This is a genomic window from Burkholderia multivorans ATCC BAA-247, assembly GCF_000959525.1.
Classification (GTDB): domain Bacteria; phylum Pseudomonadota; class Gammaproteobacteria; order Burkholderiales; family Burkholderiaceae; genus Burkholderia; species Burkholderia multivorans.
Map to the genome: position 1 here is coordinate 1651706 of NZ_CP009832.1, position 14583 is coordinate 1666288.

Below are 14583 nucleotides of genomic sequence, written 5' to 3' on the forward strand. Positions count from 1 at the left end.
GTCGCCGGCATGCGGGGCGTTCGTCATGATGGGCCCGCGCGCCGCGCGAGCCGACCTGCGCAACGGAAGCGGTTTACAATCGATCGCATCGGACCCGGCGCCTGCGCGGCCCGCTGCGCCGCTCCCGTTCCACAGGATGCCCACGATGCCCACGACTTCAGCGAATCCTCCGGTTCCCCGCCAGCGACGCGTGCAGTGCGCGAGCGCCGCCGGCCTTCATCACGTCGCGTATACCGAGTGGGGCGATCCCGCGAACCCGCGCGTGCTCGTGTGCGTGCACGGGCTCACGCGATCGGGGCGCGATTTCGACCGGCTCGCGGCGGCGCTGTCCGACGTGTATCGCGTCGTCTGTCCCGACGTCGTCGGACGCGGGCGTTCCGACTGGCTCGCCGATCCGCGGCACTATGCGATTCCGCAATACGTGGCCGACATGGTGACGCTGATCGCGCGCGCCGACGTCGAAACGGTCGACTGGTTCGGCACGTCGATGGGCGGACTGATCGGCATTGCGCTGGCCGGGCTGCCCGGCTCGCCGATCCGCCGGATGATCGTCAACGACGTCGGTCCGCACATCGAGCCGGAATCGCTGACGCGCATCGGCGAATACCTCGGCGTGCAGCCGCGCTTTGCGACCGAGCAGGAAGGAATCGACTACCTGACGTCGCTGTCGCTGCCGTTCGGCGCGCTGAGCGACGACGAATGGCGCGCGCTGAACGCGCCGCTGCTGCGCGAGCTGCCCGAAGGCGGCTGGACGATCCGCTACGATCCGCGCATCGCCGAGCCGTTCAAGGCGACGACGCCCGAGCTGGCCGCGCTCGGCGAAGCCGCGTTGTGGCGTGCGATCGAGACGACCGACGCGACGCTGCTCGTCGTGCGCGGCGCCGAATCGGACCTGCTGTCGCGCGAGACCGTCGCCGACATGGTGCGGCGCGGCCGGCATGTGACGCACGCGGAAATCCCCGGCGTCGGGCATGCGCCCGCGTTCGTCGACGCCGAGCAGATCGCGCTTGCGCGGCGGTTTTTCGTCGAAACGGGCACATAAACGCGTCATAATATGCGGTTCGGCGGCACGCGCAGCGTGGCCGCGACAACCTTCACCCATCATTTACGACCGGAACATTTCATGGCAGTCATTCGTCACCACGTCGGGCCGCGCCTGTCCGAAACCGCGATCCACAACGGTACCGTGTACCTGTCCGGCCAGATCGCCGAAGACACCACGCAGGACATCCGCGGCCAGACGCGCGAAGTGCTCGGCCATATCGATCGCCTGCTCGCCGAAGCGAACAGCGACAAGGCTCATCTGCTGTCCGTGCAGATCTACCTGTCCGATCTCGCGAACTTCGAGGGCATGAACGCCGAGTGGGACGCATGGGTCGCGCCGGGCAACACGCCGCCGCGCGCAACGGTCGAGGCGAAGCTTGCCGATCCGGCGCTGCTCGTCGAGATCGTCGTCGTCGCCGCGCAGCGGAGCTGATCCGCGTCGAGATGACCGTATTCCGTCAGGCCGTGCGATGACCGAGTCCGTATCCGCTTCCTCCGTCGCGGCGCCGTCGTTCGACGACGTGCTCGCGTTCGTGCGCGAGCGGGCCGGCGACGCGTGTCTCGCGTCGGGCGAGCGGCTCGCCGATCACGCGGCCGGCACCGCGGCGATCATGCGCACGCTGAACGTGGACCCGCCTGCGATGCAGGCGGCCGCGCTGTTCGCGCTGACGCCGCATCTGAGCGACCCCGAACGCGAACTGACGGAGCGCTTCGGCGACGAAGTCGCGCGGCTCGTGGCCGACGTGCGCAAGCTGTTGCGGCTCGGCACGGTCAGCTTGCGCGCGGCGCAGCACGCCGCGCCCGAGGCGGGCCGCGATGCGGCCCAGCAGCGGCGCGCGCAGATCGAGGCGCTGCGCAAGATGCTGCTCGCGTTCGCGCAGGACATCCGCGTCGTGCTGATCCGGCTCGCGTCGCGGCTGCAGTCGCTGCGCTACTACGCGGCGGCGAAGCTCGAGCCGCCGCCGGAGGTCGCGCGCGAGACGCTCGAGATCTATGCGCCGCTCGCGAACCGCCTCGGCATCTGGCAACTGAAGTGGGAGCTCGAGGATCTCGCGTTCCGCTTCGAGGATCCGATCACCTACAAGCGCATCGCCAAGCTGCTCGACGAGAAGCGCGCGGAGCGCGAGGCCTATGTCGCGCAGGCGATCGAGCGGCTGCAGCAGGAGCTGGCCGCCGCGAACGTGCAGGCCGACGTCAGCGGCCGGCCGAAGCACATCTACAGCATCTGGCGCAAGATGCGCGGCAAGGAGCTCGATTTTTCCGAGCTGTACGACGTGCGCGCGTTCCGCGTGATCGTGCCGGACATCAAGGATTGCTACGCGGTGCTCGGCATCGTGCACCACCTGTGGCAGCCGGTGCCGAAGGAATTCGACGACTACATCTCGCGGCCCAAGCCGAACGGCTACAAGTCGCTGCATACGGTCGTGATCGGCGACGACGGCCGCGCCTTCGAGGTGCAGATCCGCACGCAGGAAATGCATCGCTTCGCCGAATACGGCGTGGCCGCGCACTGGCGCTACAAGGAGGCAGGCACGCGCGGCTACGGCGGCCAGTTCTCGGCGAGCGACAAGTACGACGAGAAGATCGCGTGGCTGCGTCAGCTGCTCGCGTGGAAGGACGACGTCGAGGACGGCGCCGAACAGTCGGGCGACAAGGCGTGGGCGCAACTGCGCGAGACCTCGCTCGACGACGACCACATCTACGTGCTGACGCCGCAGGCGCGCGTGATCGCGCTGCCGCAGGGCGCGACGCCGGTCGACTTCGCGTATCACCTGCACAGCGAACTCGGGCATCGCTGCCGCGGCGCGCGCGTCGACGGCGCGATGGTGCCGCTGAACACGCCGCTCGCGAACGGTCAGACGGTCGAGATCGTCGCGGTGAAGGAGGGCGGTCCGTCGCGCGACTGGCTGAACCTGCAGCTCGGCTATCTGAAGAGCCCGCGTGCACGCCAGAAGGTGCGCGCGTGGTTCAACGCGATCGAGCAGGAAGAGAACATCGCGCACGGCCGTGCGCTCGTCGAAAAGACGTTGCAGCGCGAAGGCAAGACGTCGGTGAGTCTCGACAGCCTCGCCGCGAAGCTCGGCTTCAAGTCGCCCGAAGAGCTGTTTTCGGTCGTCGGCAAGGAAGAGTTCAGCCTGCGCAACATCGAGCAGGCGCTGTCCGACGCGCCGCCCGCCGAGCCGGCGCCCGAGGCGCCCGCCGATTTCGAGAAGCGCAGCAGCGGCGCGAGCGTCGCGCACGGTGCCTCGACGGGCGTGCTGGTGGTCGGCGTCGACGCGCTGCTCACGCAGCTCGCGCGCTGTTGCCGGCCGGCGCCGCCGGATCCGATCAGCGGTTTCGTCACGCGCGGCAAGGGCATGTCGATTCACCGCAGCGACTGCGCGACGTTCCGCCGGATGGCCGAGCGCGCGCCGGAACGCGTGCTGCACACCACCTGGTCAGCCGACGTGCTGGGCGGCCGCGGCGCTTCCGTCTATCCGGTCGACCTGATGATCGAGGCGACCGATCGGCAGGGCTTGCTGCGCGACATTTCCGAAGTTTTCGCGCGCGAGAAGATGAACGTGGTCGGCGTGAAGACGCAGAGCCGCCGCAATACGGCCTTCATGCAGTTCACGGTCGAGGTGTCGAATTCGGCGCAGGTGCAGCGCGCCTGCACGCTGCTCGGCGAAGTGCAGGGCGTCGTGCGGGCGGGGCGCAAGGCGTAAGGCAGCGGTGTCGGGAAACGGGGCGCGATCGCTTGCTGTTTCGGTTTACCGCTATGGCTTGCCGCTACGGTTCGCCGCTGCGCTCTGCCGTTTCGGCTTGCCGCCGCGGTTTTCCTGCGGTTGCATAAAACGCTTGCCAAACCGATAGCGGCTCTCTATAATCTCAGCTTCTTTAGGCTCGTAGCTCAGCTGGTTAGAGCACCACCTTGACATGGTGGGGGTCGTTGGTTCGAGTCCAATCGAGCCTACCAACGAATTGAGAGCGCCCGGTTTCCGGGTGTTCGCTGCAGTAAATAACTCAACGCATACAAGGCGAATACGGTTATGACACCGCGAACGTTGACCGAAACCTTTTCGGAGCGACGCTAGTCGAGGAACGTTTTCGCCCTTGCGGTTTGAGTGAAGTATCGAATGCGGCCCCTCGAAAGCGGGGCCGCATTTTTTTTGTCGCGAAATTTTCGCGTGCGACGTGCGTCGTGCGCCTTTGGTCTGCCGCCCACGGTCGGCATCACGGAGAGTGCTATGGTTTCGATACGCTTGCCTGACGGGTCAGTTCGACAATACGAGCATCCGGTGACGGTCGCCGAAGTGGCGGCATCGATCGGTCCCGGCCTTGCGAAGGCTGCGCTCGGCGGCAAGCTGGACGGCGAACTCGTGGATACGTCCGCCGTCATCGATCACGACGCATCGCTCGCGATCGTCACCGACAAGGATCCGGACGGTCTCGACATCATCCGTCACTCGACCGCGCACTTGCTGGCCTATGCGGTGAAGGAGCTCTATCCGGACGCGCAGGTCACGATCGGCCCGGTCATCGACAACGGCTTCTACTACGATTTCGCGTACCACCGCCCGTTCACGCCGGAAGATCTGGAAAAGATCGAGAAGCGGATGCAGGAGCTCGCGAAGAAGGACGAGCCCGTCACGCGCCGTGTCGTGTCGCGCGACGAGGCGGCCGGCTACTTCCGCAGCATCGGCGAAAAGTACAAGGCCGAGATCATCGAGTCGATTCCGGAGAGCGATGAAATCAAGCTGTACTCGCACGGCGGCTTTACCGACCTGTGCCGCGGCCCGCACGTGCCGTCGACGGGCAAGCTGAAGGTCTTCAAGCTGATGAAGGTGGCCGGCGCGTACTGGCGCGGCGACTCGAAGAACGAGCAGCTGCAGCGCATTTACGGCACCGCCTGGACCAAGAAGGAAGATCAGGACCAGTACCTGCACATGCTCGAGGAAGCCGAGAAGCGCGATCACCGCAAGCTCGGCAAGCAGCTCGACCTGTTCCACATGCAGGAAGAGTCGCCGGGCATGGTGTTCTGGCACCCGAAGGGCTGGGCGCTGTGGCAGCAGGTCGAGCAGTACATGCGCCGCCGCGTGAACGAGGCCGGCTATCTCGAGATCAAGACGCCGATGATCATGGACCGCTCGCTGTGGGAAGCGTCCGGTCACTGGCAGAACTATCGCGAGAACATGTTCACGACCGAGTCGGAGAAGCGCGACTACGCGATCAAGCCGATGAACTGTCCCGGTCACGTGCAGGTCTTCAAGCACGGCCTGCGCTCGTATCGCGACCTGCCGCTGCGCTACGCGGAATTCGGCTCGTGCCACCGCAACGAGGCGTCGGGCGCGCTGCACGGCCTGATGCGCGTGCGCGGCTTCGTGCAGGACGATGCGCACATCTTCTGTACGGAAGAGCAGTTCATCGCCGAGTCGATCGCGTTCAACACGCTGGCGATGAGCGTGTACAAGGATTTCGGGTTCGAGCATATCGACATCAAGCTGTCGCTGCGCCCCGAACAGCGCGCCGGCACGGACGAGACCTGGGACCGCGCGGAGCAGGGCCTGCGCGACGCGCTGACGGCGTGCGGCCTGTCGTGGGAGGAACTGCCGGGCGAGGGCGCGTTCTACGGCCCGAAGATCGAGTACCACATCAAGGATGCGCTCGGCCGTTCGTGGCAGTGCGGCACGCTGCAGCTCGACATGGTGCTGCCGGAGCGCCTTGGCGCCGAGTACGTCGCGGAAGACAACAGCCGTCGCCGGCCCGTGATGCTGCACCGTGCGATCGTCGGCTCGATGGAGCGATTCCTCGGCATTCTGATCGAGCACCATGCGGGCGCGATGCCGGTCTGGCTCGCGCCGGTGCAGGCGGTTGTGCTCAATATCGCCGAAAGTCAGGTCGAATATGCGCAGTCTCTGGCCCAAACGTTGCAAAAACAAGGGGTTAGAGTGACGGCCGATTTGCGCAACGAGAAGATTAGCTATAAAATACGCGAGCACACGCTGGAAAAGGTGCCTTATCTGCTCGTCGTGGGCGACAAGGAGCGTGATGCACAAACGGTAGCCGTGCGTGCCCGTGGCGGCGTCGATCTTGGCGTTATGCCGATCGAAGCCTTCGTTGAGCGTCTGCAGGAAGACCTGCGTTCGTTCAAGTAACCACCCTGGCAGCGCGGCTCGTTTTTTTAATTTTTAGAGGAAACGTAACATCGCTACTGATAAGTCGTCGCATCGCATCAACGGTGAAATCACTGCGCCGGAAGTGCGTCTGGTCGGAATCGAGAACGAACCGCTCGGTATCGTAAAGCTCGCTGATGCTTTCCGTAAATCGGAAGAACTGGATGTTGACCTGGTGGAAATCGCGCCGCAGGCGTCGCCGCCGGTTTGCCGTCTGATGGATTACGGCAAGTTCAAGTACCAGGAAGCCAAGAAGCAGCATGAAGCGAAGCTGAAGCAGAAGGTCATCCAGGTCAAGGAAGTCAAGTTCCGGCCGGGTACCGATGACGGGGATTACAACGTCAAGCTTCGCAATCTCGTGCGCTTCCTTGAGGAAGGCGACAAGACGAAGATCACGTTGCGTTTCCGCGGCCGCGAAATGGCTCACCAGGAAATCGGCATGCGGATGCTCGAGCGTCTGCGCACCGATCTCGAGGAAGTCGGCCAGGTCGAGCAGATGCCGAAGATGGAAGGGCGCCAGATGATCATGGTGCTCTCGCCGAAAAAGAAGAAGTAACGGGCCGGCGCGCAGTGGCGCGCGGGTTTCGCAGTGGTTCGGCGCGTCGCCCTGTCGGGTGGCGCGCCAGAAACGACGGCGGCTGCATGCAGCGCGCCGTACACAAGTGGACTGGGTTTCGAAGGGCGGGTCAGGGGCGCAAGCCAACCGCACACCCATCGCCATCTAATAAACTGGAGTTGTTCGTCATGCCTAAGATGAAGACCAAGAAGAGCGCCGCAAAGCGCTTCGTGGTGCGTCCGGGCGGTACCGTCAAGCGCGGTCAAGCCTTCAAGCGCCACATCCTCACCAAGAAAACCACGAAGAACAAGCGTCACCTGCGCGGCGCCACGGCAGTTCATGATTCCGATCTGAACTCCGTCCGCGCGATGCTCCCGTTCGCGTAACCCCTCAACCGATACTCTAAGGAGAGAAACATGCCTCGAGTCAAACGTGGGGTAACCGCACGGGCCCGTCACAAGAAGATCATCAACCTGGCCAAGGGTTATCGCGGCCGCCGCAATAACGTCTACCGCATCGCCAAGCAGGCGGTGATGCGCGCTGGTCAGTACGCGTACCGCGATCGCCGCAACAAGAAGCGTGTGTTCCGCGCACTGTGGATCACGCGTATCAACGCGGCAGTTCGCCAGCACGACATGACCTACAGCGTGTTCATCAACGGCCTGAAGAAGGCGTCGATCGAACTCGACCGTAAGGTGCTGGCCGACATGGCGGTGTTCGACAAGGCTGCTTTTGCTGCGATCGTCAAGCAGGTGAAAGCCGCCGTTGCAGCCTAATTGCAAAATTAGCACTGCGTGGTGAGTTGCAGCGATGTTCCGGTAGTCTCGGCCGCTGCAGCGAAAACGGGGGCTCTTCCGAGCCCCTTTTTTTATCGGCCCTCGCTGGGCCGCCCGAAGCGGGCCGAGCGCCCGGCGGGCAGCGAACGAAGCGTGCGTGAGGGCCGTTTTCTGTTGGCCGGACGAATTCGCCGGTCAAGACCGAATGACGTTGGAAATGATGGGATCTATGGATCTGGACCAGATTGTCGCCGACGCGCAGCAGTCCTTCGAACGGGCTGCCGACATCACCACGCTCGAAAACGAGAAAGCACGATTTCTCGGCAAGTCGGGCGCGCTGACCGAGTTGCTGAAGGGCCTCGGCAAGCTCGATCCCGAAGCACGCAAGACCGAAGGCGCACGCATCAACGTCGCGAAGCAGCAGGTTGAAGCCGCGCTGACCGCGCGCCGTCAGGCGCTTGCCGACGCGCTGCTGAACCAGCGCCTCGCCGCCGAGGCGATCGACGTCACGCTGCCCGGCCGCGGCGCGGGCACCGGCACGCTGCACCCCGTGATGCGCACGTGGGAGCGCGTCGAACAGATTTTCCGCTCGATCGGTTTCGACGTGGCCGACGGCCCCGAGATCGAGACCGACTGGTACAACTTCACGTCGCTGAACAGCCCGGAAAACCATCCGGCGCGGTCGATGCAGGACACCTTCTACGTCGAAGGCAAGGACGCCGACGGCCGCCCGCTGCTGCTGCGCACGCACACGAGCCCGATGCAGGTCCGCTACGCGCGGATGAACCGTCCGCCGATCAAGGTGATCGCGCCGGGCCGCACGTATCGCGTCGACAGCGACGCGACGCATTCGCCGATGTTCAACCAGGTCGAAGGCCTGTGGATCGACGAGAACATCAGCTTTGCCGACCTCAAGGGCGTCTACACCGACTTCCTGAAAAAATTCTTCGAGCGCGACGACATCCTCGTGCGCTTCCGTCCGTCGTACTTCCCGTTCACGGAACCGTCGGCCGAGATCGACATGATGTTCGAGCACGGCAAGAACGCCGGCAAGTGGCTCGAGATCTCCGGCTCGGGGCAGGTGCATCCGACCGTGATCCGCAACATGGGCCTCGACCCCGAGCGCTACATCGGCTTCGCGTTCGGCAGCGGCCTCGAGCGTCTGACGATGCTGCGCTACGGCGTGCAGGATCTGCGCCTGTTCTTCGAGAACGATCTGCGCTTCCTGCGCCAGTTCGCGTAACGCGCGCCGCGCCGACATGTGCCCGCGCCGCTCCGACGACGGAGCGCCGGGCGTCGATCTAACCCGTTTCGAACGTAGACATCCATGCAATTCCCTGAATCCTGGTTGAGAACCTTCGTCGACCCGCAGATGACGACGGACGAGCTGTCGCACGCGCTGACGATGGCGGGGCTCGAAGTCGAGTCGCTGAGCAAGGCCGCGCCGCCGACGTCGAAAATCGTCGTCGGCCGCGTGCTCGAAGTCGTCAAGCATCCGGATGCCGACAAGCTCAATGTCTGCCAGGTCGACGCCGGCACGGGCGCGACGCTGAACATCGTCTGCGGCGCGCCGAACGTGGCGCCCGGCATCAAGGTGCCGGTCGCGCTGGTCGGCGCGGAACTGCCGCCGGCCGAAGAGGGCGGCAAGCCGTTCGCGATCAAGCTGTCGAAGCTGCGCGGCGTCGAAAGCCAGGGGATGCTCTGCTCGGCGCGCGAGCTCAAGCTGTCGGAAGACCACAGCGGCCTGCTGATCCTGCCGGAAGACACGCCCGTCGGTCAGGACATCCGCGATGCGCTGAACCTCGACGACACGATCTTCGAGATCAAGCTGACGCCGAACAAGGCCGACTGCCTGTCGGTGTTCGGCATCGCGCGCGAAACCGCCGCGATCACCGGCGCGCCGCTGACGCCCGTCGAGATTCGTCCGGCGCCCGTCGAACTCGACGAGACGCTGCCGGTGCGCATTTCGGCGCCCGATCTGTGCGGCCGCTTCTCGGGCCGCGTGATTCGCGGCGTGAACGCGCGTGCGAAGACGCCGCAGTGGATGGTCGAGCGCCTCGAGCGCGCGGGCCAGCGCAGCGTGTCGGCGCTCGTCGACATCTCGAACTACGTGATGTTCGAACTCGGCCGGCCGTCGCACGTGTTCGACCTCGACAAGATCCACGGCGGCATCGAGGTGCGCTGGGGCAAGCGCGGCGAGTCGCTGAAGCTGCTGAACGGCAACACGGTCGAGCTCGACGAGACGGTCGGCGTGATCGCCGACGATCGTCAGGTCGAAAGCCTCGCGGGCATCATGGGCGGCGACAGCACGGCCGTCACGCTCGACACGACGAACATTTATCTGGAAGCCGCGTTCTGGTGGCCGGACAGTATCCGCGGCCGCGCACGCAAGTACAACTTCTCGACCGATGCCGCGCATCGTTTCGAGCGCGGCGTCGACTATGCGACGACCGTCGAGCACGTCGAACGCATCACGCAGCTGATCCTGGAAATCTGCGGCGGCAAGGCGGGCCCGGTCGACGATCAGGCCGTGAATCTGCCGCAGCGCACGCCGGTGAAGATGCGCGTGTCGCGCGCGAACCGCATCATCGGCGTGCAGATCGACGCGGACGAAATCGCGAACATCTTCACGCGCCTCGGTCTGCCGTTCGAGCGCGACGGCGACGTGTTCTCCGTCACGCCGCCGTCGCACCGCTTCGACATCGAGATCGAGGAAGACCTGATCGAGGAAGTCGCGCGCATCTACGGTTTCGAGAAGATTCCCGCGCGTCCGCCGGTCGCGACGAGCGAGATGCGCGCGACGAACGAAACGCGCCGCTCGATCCACGACATTCGTCACGCGCTGGCCGCGCGCGACTACGCGGAAACGGTCAACTTCAGCTTCGTCGATGCGGAATGGGAACGGGATTTCGCCGGCAACGACAATCCGATTCGCCTGCTGAATCCGATCGCGAGCCAGCTGTCCGTCATGCGCACGACGCTGTTCGGCAGCCTGATCGCGGTGCTGCGCCATAACCTGAACCGCCGCGCGGATCGCGTGCGCGTGTTCGAGACCGGCCGCGTGTTCATCGCCGATCCTTCGGTGAAGGCGGGCGAGTTGACGGTCGAAGGCTATGCGCAGCCGAAGCGTGTCGGCGCGCTCGCGTACGGCCCGGCGTTCGACGAGCAATGGGGCATCGCGACGCGCGCGGTCGATTTCTTCGACGTGAAGGGCGATCTCGAGGCGCTGCTCGCGCCGGCAGCCGCACGGTTCGTCAAGGCCGAGCATCCGGCACTCCATCCGGGCCGCAGCGCGCGCATCGAGGTGGACGGCCGCGCGGTCGGCTGGATCGGCGAACTGCACCCGCGCCTGATGCAAAAGTACGAACTGCCGCACGCGCCGGTGATGTTCGAAATCGACGCGGACGCACTGATCGCACGCGCGTTGCCGGCGCCGACCGACGTGTCTAAGTTCCCGCCGGTGCGCCGCGACATCGCGGTCGTCGTCGATCAGGCGGTCGAAGTTCAGACGCTTTTCGACGAAATGAAGCAGGCGCTCGCGGACAACGCGTGCCGATTCGTTCAGAAGGTTGTACTCTTCGACGAATTTCGTGCAAAATCAAATACTTCCGGGGGTCTTGCCGCACACGAGAAGAGCCTTGCATTTCGCGTGACGCTGCAGGACCCGGCGGGCACGCTACAGGACGAGGTCGTCGATCAGGCGATCCAGACGCTGGTCGAGCGCATGGCTCGTGCCGGTGCGCGCCTGCGCGGCTAAGGAGAGGGGCCGCCCGTTCGCGGGCGGTTTTTCCCGATCGTGAGTTTGGGTTTAACGCGCTGTATGGCAGATATGAACGACATGACCTCGAGTGAATTCGAAGCCCTCCTGACGGCGCAACGCAGCGCCATGAACCGCGACGCGGCGGCGTCGGCGTCCGCCGAGACGCCTACGCTCACGAAAGCGGAGCTGGCGGAGTTGCTGTTCGACAGCGTCGGGCTGAACAAGCGTGAAGCGAAGGACATGGTCGAGGCGTTTTTCGAAGTGATCCGCGACGCGCTCGAAAACGGCGAAAGCGTCAAGCTGTCGGGGTTCGGCAACTTCCAGCTGCGCGACAAGCCGCAGCGCCCGGGTCGCAATCCGAAGACGGGCGAGGCGATTCCGATCGCGGCCCGCCGAGTGGTAACCTTCCACGCAAGCCAGAAGCTCAAGGCGCTGGTCGAAAACGGCGCGGAGCCGACCGCCGCGCGCTGACGTCCCGCGCGTCCGCCGCGCGTCCCTTTACCGACGGTTAACCGACGATGACCAACACGGTTGAGAAAGTCGTCTTGCCTCCGATTCCCGCGAAGCGCTACTTCACGATCGGCGAAGTCAGCGAACTATGCGGGGTCAAGCCGCACGTGCTGCGTTATTGGGAACAGGAATTCACGCAGCTGCGGCCGGTGAAGCGGCGCGGCAACCGCCGGTATTACCAGCATCACGAAGTGCTGCTGATTCGCCGGATCCGCGAGCTGCTGTACGAACAGGGCTTCACGATCAACGGCGCGCGCAACCGGCTCGACTCGCCGGGCAGCGAGCGCACCGCGGCCGGCACCGAGGAAATGGTCGCCGACGAAACGCACGCGGCCGGCAGCAAGCCCGGCGCGACGGTCGACGTGGCCGCGCTGCGGCAGGCGTTGCTCGACGTGATCGACGGCCTGAAGCACGACTGATCCGCTCGACGGACCGCATACGAAAGCCCGGTTGGCGCGCGACGCCACCGGGCTTTTTTGTCGGGCGCGCGTGTCAGTGCGACGCCAGTGGATTCGGCCGGCCCGTGTCGACGACGAGCGTGCCGTCCGGCAGCATGCGCACCGAACCCTGCGCGACCTGGCGACGATAATCGTACAGGTCGAAACGCATCGGGCCGGTTTCGGCCGAATTGCGGATCAATGCACGCACGTTCAGTTCGAGCACGTTGAACATCTTCATGTCGCCGCCTTCCATCCACATATAGCTCGGCGCATCGATCGACGGCCGTTTCGGCAGCGATGCGTCGGCGACGCGGCGGAAGGTCAGGCGTAGTCCGTCCGGCTCGACCGTCGCGTGCGCGAGCCTACCGTTCAGCATCGGCGGCGGAAACACCGTGTACTGGTCGAGCACGAGCGTGTCGCCGCGCAGCTCGGCCCCGCGCCGCTGCAGCGGCGTCAGCGACGACAGCTCGATGCCGAGCGAGCGCAGCAGTTTCGCCTGAGGAATGCCGAGCACCGAGACTTGCGACGGCTTGAATTCGAGGTGCCGGTCGTCGAGCACCGACAGCGAGCCCTTCATGTCGGTCGGCAGCCATACGCCGGGCACGTGGTTCCACAGCTTGATGCCGCCCGTCACGCGCAGGTCCTGACCGTCCGCCGCGAGCCGCAGATCGTTGAGCGAACGCGGCGAGTAATCGAGCAGATAGTCGTTGAACAGAGCCGACATCGCCTTCCACGATTCGACGACCGTGCCGCCCAGAATGCGGATGTCGTACTGGTTCGGATCGTCGAGGTCGATCGGTTCGCCGGGCCGCTTCGCGACGAGCTGCACGTCGAGATCCTCGACGTGAAAACCGATATCGCCGGACAGGTTGAAGTCGACATTGTGCAGATGGATCGTCGGATGGCGGTTCGAGACGTGGCGCTCGTCGAACGGCGCGTTCGGCGTGCGCCGGATCGCCACCTTCTGCATGCCGGGCTGCGCGGTGTCAGCGGCGAGCGCATAGGCTTCCCAATGCCGGCGCAGCTCGCGCAGTGCGCTCTGCTGTGCGGCGATAAAGCCGTCGTTCAGGCGCGCGGCCGCGTTGCCGAGCGGCACGCCGGTCGCGCCCGCATATGAGGGCATGCGGATCGTCATCGCGCCGCTTTCGTCGAAATTGAAATAGCCGGCCGATACCTGGTCGCGATAGTGATACAGGTCGAACACGAAGTTCTGCGGGCTCGTCGGCTCGACGGGGCCGATCAGGATGTCGGCGTTCATCGGCATCGAGCGCATGAACTTCACGTCGCCGCCGCGGATGAGCATTGCCTGCTGCGGCGCGTTCGCGGGCATGGCGAAGCCGGCCTGCGTGCCGTCGTCGAGCGTCAGGTCGAGGCCCGCGGGCGTGACGCGCAGCGCCGTAATCGAGATCTTGAGTCGCGGCGGCGGCATCAGCTTGTCGACCGACATCACGAGATCGTCGCCGGCGAGCCGCGCGATCGGCGTGTCGACCTTCAGCAGATCCGACATCCTGACGTTGGCGGCGCGCATCACCGGCTGCGCGTCGAGCCCGGACACGCGTACGGCCGTCGGATGGAACACGAGCTGACCGCCGTCGCGCAGCGCGAGCGTGCCTGTCAGCGAGAACGGGACCCAGCCGTTGCGCTGCATTTCGCCCTGCAGGTGGATCACGCCGTCGCCGGCCGAGACGGCAAGCTTGCGCAGCGGCGCGTTGCGGTACCCGAAGATGTAGGTGTTGAAGAGCGCGGTCAGCTTCGCGTCGTCGAGCGTGACGGTGCCGCGATGGACGTCGATCTCGAAGCTCGTCGGATCGTCGAACACGATCGGTGCGCCGGGCTGCGTCGGCACGAGCGTCGCCGAGAGCTGATGAATGAAGAAACCGAGGTTGCCGACGATCCGGAAATCGACATCGCGCAGGAACGTCATCGCGCCGTTTTGCCCCGAGTCGCGCAGCGTGAATGGCCGCGGCTGCGCGAGGCGGATCGAGCCGAGCGACGGGACCGTGCGCGCGATCTGCTGCTCGCGCGCGAGACGCTCGGCTTTCGCGCGCTCGAGCTTCGTCGACGCGGCCGCTGCACTGCCGTCGCGCTGTGCCGCCGATTCCGCGCAGCCGCTGCAGAGCAGCGCAACGGCGAGCGCGCCACAGCCGAGCATGGTCGCTCGGCGCGGCGCTCGCGGCGCATCTGCGCGTGGCGAGCGCGACATCCAGTCGAAAATTGCCAAAGGCGTGCGATGGCCGCGCCGGACCGCATTCCGCATCGTCTGTCTCCCTGTCTTGTCATGATCGACGGCGGCACGCGTCCATGCGCGGCGCGGGCGTCGATGCCGTGCAGTCTGACATAGCCG

Annotated in this window: 12 protein-coding genes and 1 tRNA gene; 12 read left to right on the forward strand and 1 reads right to left on the reverse strand. The window is 65.4% G+C overall.

The window, feature by feature from the left end:
* Nucleotides 1-145: 145 nt before the first annotated feature.
* The 12 genes from NP80_RS20105 (at nucleotide 146) to NP80_RS20160 (ending at nucleotide 12218) form a co-directional block, all read left to right on the forward strand.
* Complete coding sequence (locus tag NP80_RS20105) at nucleotides 146-1042, forward strand: alpha/beta fold hydrolase (RefSeq protein ID WP_045594116.1); 897 nt, start codon at nucleotides 146-148, stop codon at nucleotides 1040-1042.
* A gap of 81 nt (nucleotides 1043-1123) precedes the next feature.
* The gene (locus NP80_RS20110) at nucleotides 1124-1477 is read left to right on the forward strand and encodes a RidA family protein (RefSeq protein WP_012467599.1); all 354 of its coding nucleotides are present in this window, start codon (nucleotides 1124-1126) and stop codon (nucleotides 1475-1477) included.
* 37 nt (nucleotides 1478-1514) lie between these two features.
* On the forward strand, nucleotides 1515-3749 hold the full coding sequence (locus NP80_RS20115) for a RelA/SpoT family protein (RefSeq protein WP_006402085.1): 2235 nt from the start codon (nucleotides 1515-1517) through the stop codon (nucleotides 3747-3749).
* A 174-nt stretch (nucleotides 3750-3923) separates the two neighbouring features.
* Nucleotides 3924-4000 (forward strand) — tRNA-Val (locus NP80_RS20120).
* A gap of 271 nt (nucleotides 4001-4271) precedes the next feature.
* Entirely contained in the window at nucleotides 4272-6179 is a 1908-nt protein-coding gene (gene thrS / locus NP80_RS20125; protein WP_006404963.1) for a threonine--tRNA ligase, read from the forward strand.
* A 49-nt stretch (nucleotides 6180-6228) separates the two neighbouring features.
* Nucleotides 6229-6753, forward strand: a complete 525-nt coding sequence (gene infC, locus NP80_RS20130; RefSeq protein WP_080512257.1) for a translation initiation factor IF-3 — start codon at nucleotides 6229-6231, stop codon at nucleotides 6751-6753.
* Between the two features lie 188 nt (nucleotides 6754-6941).
* Nucleotides 6942-7139, forward strand: a complete 198-nt coding sequence (rpmI, locus tag NP80_RS20135; protein WP_004191477.1) for a 50S ribosomal protein L35 — start codon at nucleotides 6942-6944, stop codon at nucleotides 7137-7139.
* Nucleotides 7140-7169: 30 nt separating this feature from the next.
* Nucleotides 7170-7529, forward strand: a complete 360-nt coding sequence (gene rplT / locus NP80_RS20140; protein WP_004192938.1) for a 50S ribosomal protein L20 — start codon at nucleotides 7170-7172, stop codon at nucleotides 7527-7529.
* A gap of 229 nt (nucleotides 7530-7758) precedes the next feature.
* Nucleotides 7759-8772: a phenylalanine--tRNA ligase subunit alpha gene (pheS, locus tag NP80_RS20145; protein ID WP_006408513.1), complete on the forward strand. Its 1014-nt coding sequence runs from the start codon at nucleotides 7759-7761 to the stop codon at nucleotides 8770-8772.
* 84 nt (nucleotides 8773-8856) lie between these two features.
* Entirely contained in the window at nucleotides 8857-11286 is a 2430-nt protein-coding gene (pheT, locus tag NP80_RS20150; RefSeq protein WP_035946053.1) for a phenylalanine--tRNA ligase subunit beta, read from the forward strand.
* Nucleotides 11287-11358: 72 nt separating this feature from the next.
* The gene (locus NP80_RS20155; protein ID WP_035488220.1) at nucleotides 11359-11760 is read left to right on the forward strand and encodes an integration host factor subunit alpha; all 402 of its coding nucleotides are present in this window, start codon (nucleotides 11359-11361) and stop codon (nucleotides 11758-11760) included.
* 47 nt (nucleotides 11761-11807) lie between these two features.
* Complete coding sequence (locus tag NP80_RS20160) at nucleotides 11808-12218, forward strand: MerR family transcriptional regulator (RefSeq protein WP_006404960.1); 411 nt, start codon at nucleotides 11808-11810, stop codon at nucleotides 12216-12218.
* A 73-nt stretch (nucleotides 12219-12291) separates the two neighbouring features.
* Here the strand turns inward: NP80_RS20160 and NP80_RS20165 are convergent, their stop codons facing one another.
* Nucleotides 12292-14496, reverse strand: coding sequence for a hypothetical protein (locus NP80_RS20165; RefSeq protein ID WP_035488221.1), 2205 nt, complete (start codon nucleotides 14494-14496; stop codon nucleotides 12292-12294).
* Nucleotides 14497-14583: the final 87 nt, after the last annotated feature.